Below are 1,663 nucleotides of genomic sequence, written 5' to 3'. Positions count from 1 at the left end.
GACGCATCGTCACGAAAAACTAAAATCAGGTGGTCTTCACTGTCCGTGGTATAGACAGATTTCGCTTTACCAGTATAGAGCAAGGTTTGTTTTAACATGAGGGAACCTTCTACAAAAAAAAATGCCTAGAAAATGTCTAGGCTGGCCAATTTTGGTAAATCTGGTTTAACAGTTCTGCTGCTTTTTCGCGGTCGGCAAAACTGTTATCGGGATTAAACACAGCCAGGGTGTTACTCGAACCTGCGGGAGAGAGTCTTAAAACATAGGTTTGCTGATCAACCTGAATCGTTACCTCATAACGATCTTTATTTTGACCAACAATAGAATGGTTAAGGCTGCTAAGCGTGGCAAGAGTGTATTGCCATATTGTAGCAGCATTTCCATCAATTTTGAGCAGTGGATTTTGATTTCCGTCAGTGACTAATTGCGGCTTTCCTGAAAAATTTTCTTGAGTTTCATCTGCTTGAGTTGAATTTACTGGCTGTGCAGTAGGGCGTGGCATCGCAAAGCGGTTACCACGCTGATTTTCAAGTTTTGGTGCATTTTCCAGGGCAAGCGGATCCACTGTCGGAGCAGGGTACAAAGGCGTTGCAGGACGAACCATTGACCCTTCAGGATATTGCAATGGTTGCAGCGTGGTTGTTTCTTTATAGTCCAAGGTACCGTTTTTAAAGGCCATTGAACTACAACCTGCTAAACTGAATACTGAAAGTGCCAGGGTAAGTCCTAAACGTAATTGCATAATCGTTGCTCTTTATTTAATGACGCTCGCTTCTACAAGTGCCTCATGAAGCGGAGCGCGATATTGTTCTGCAAGTGGTGTTAATGGAAGGCGAATACCTGTACCAATTAAGCCCATATCATGGAGAGCCCATTTCACAGGAATTGGGTTTGATTCGCAAAATAGAATATTGTGTAAATTTGCAACCTGAGCATTCATCTCTTCAGCACCTGCCGCATCTCCTGCAATGGCAGCAGCACATACTTCACTCATGACTTTAGGTGCAATGTTAGCAGTCACGGAAATATTGCCTTTGGCACCATGACCCATTAACTCATAGGCAGTTGCATCATCACCTGAGTAAACAGTCATGTTTTTGCCTGTCAGACCTTCAATCAGGGCAGCACCACGGGCTACATCACCTGTTGCATCTTTAATGCCCACGATCTGTGGGATATCTGCCAGACGGATCACGGTTTCGTTGGCCATATCTACGCCAGTACGACCTGGAACGTTATAAAGAATTTGAGGTAGGTCAACCGCTTCAGCAATCGCTTTATAATGCTGGTATAGACCTTCCTGAGTCGGTTTGTTGTAGTAAGGAGTAACCAGCAGGGCAGCATCAGCGCCAAGTTCTTTGGCTTCCTGAGTCAGCTCGATTGCTTCACGAGTCGAGTTTGCGCCTGTACCGGCAATGATAGGAATACGTTTGTTGGCAACACGAATGATTTCTTTGATCACTTGAGTGTGCTCGCTCATGCTGAGCGTTGATGCTTCACCAGTAGTACCAACCGCGACGATACTGTTAGTGCCTTCTGCAATATGCCACTCAACCAGCTTCTCGAGACCCTTCCAATCTACGCTGCCATCTTCAAACATGGGGGTGACGATTGCGACAATGGAACCCTGAATGGTCTGTGCTTGCTGAGTCATTTTAAAAAA

General features: G+C 45.2%; 3 protein-coding genes. All 3 read right to left on the bottom strand.

Going from position 1 to position 1,663, the window contains the following annotated elements; genetic code table 11:
* The coding region (locus B4J23_RS14420) for a phosphoribosylaminoimidazolesuccinocarboxamide synthase (protein WP_414631579.1) at nt 1-98 on the bottom strand (98 nt) is incomplete at its 3' end.
* Nucleotides 99-136: 38 nt separating this feature from the next.
* On the bottom strand, nt 137-742 hold the full coding sequence (locus B4J23_RS12730; protein ID WP_034703997.1) for a lipoprotein-34 precursor (NlpB): 606 nt from the start codon (nt 740-742) through the stop codon (nt 137-139).
* Nucleotides 743-754: 12 nt separating this feature from the next.
* Nucleotides 755-1,654, bottom strand: a complete 900-nt coding sequence (gene dapA / locus B4J23_RS12725) for a 4-hydroxy-tetrahydrodipicolinate synthase (RefSeq protein ID WP_291361102.1) — start codon at nt 1,652-1,654, stop codon at nt 755-757.
* Nucleotides 1,655-1,663: the final 9 nt, after the last annotated feature.

The organism is Acinetobacter sp. UBA3025 (genome assembly GCF_002367915.1).
Lineage (GTDB): Bacteria > Pseudomonadota > Gammaproteobacteria > Pseudomonadales > Moraxellaceae > Acinetobacter.
This window is presented reverse-complemented; position numbering and strand designations above follow the sequence as displayed.